The sequence below is a fragment of the Mycobacterium sp. 852002-40037_SCH5390672 genome (assembly GCF_001665875.1).
Taxonomy (GTDB): domain Bacteria; phylum Actinomycetota; class Actinomycetes; order Mycobacteriales; family Mycobacteriaceae; genus Mycobacterium.
Map to the genome: position 1 here is coordinate 1 of NZ_LZTA01000033.1, position 907 is coordinate 907.

The window sequence follows — 907 nt, forward strand, 5'->3', positions numbered from 1 at the left end:
TCGGCACGGCCCAAGTACTCCAACGCACCGGCCGAAGTCCAGCGCACCAGATCACCGGTCCGATACATCCGCGCCCCCACACCTCCGAACGGATTCGCCACGAACCGTTCCGCGGTCAGCTCCGCCCGCCGCACATAACCGTGGGCGAGCACCGGCCCGGCCAGATACAGCTCGCCCGCCACCCCGATCGGGGCGGGGTTGAGCCGCGCATCGAGCACCAACGCGCACACCCCGGGAATCGGGGTGCCGATGGTCACCGGCTGCCCCGCCGACAGCGGCGCATAGGTGACCCAGACGGTGGTCTCGGAGGGCCCATAGGCGTTGAACATCCGCCGGCCCGGCGCCCACGCGGCCACCAACTCCGCCGGGCACGCCTCCCCGGCAGTGGTCAACGTGTCAAGTCCGTCCAGCCGGGCCCGATCCAGCGACGCCAGCACCGTCGGGGTCAACAACGCCGCGCTGACCCGCTGAGTCTGCAGCAACTCGGTCAGCGCCTCCCCGCCATACGCGTCAGGGGGCGCCACCACCAGCGTCGCCCCCGACGCCACCGCCCACAACCATTCGAAGATCGACGCGTCAAAGGTCGGCGCGGCCACCATCAGCACCCGCGCATCCGCGCCCAACCCGAACGCCTCACGGTGCGCCGCCGCCATCCCCAGCAGACCGGTGTGACTGACCGGCACCCCCTTAGGGGCACCGGTGGACCCCGAGGTGAAAATCACGTAGGCGGTGTCATCCACCGCCAATGGCGCCAGCCGATCAACGTCGGTGATCGGCTTGGCGCACCGGCCGGACAGGTCTAGACCGTCGACGCGCAGCACCGGGCGCGCCCCCGCCCCGCCAACCGTGTCGACACCACAGGTCAACACACACACCGCGTCCACCGCATCAAGCACCGTGGCGATCC

The 907-nt window shown here is 70.6% G+C and carries 1 protein-coding gene; it reads right to left on the reverse strand.

Going from position 1 to position 907, the window contains the following annotated elements; genetic code table 11:
* Nucleotides 1-907, reverse strand: a 907-nt coding sequence (locus A5782_RS05235; RefSeq protein ID WP_156623812.1) for an AMP-binding protein, incomplete at both ends; no start/stop codon positions are given.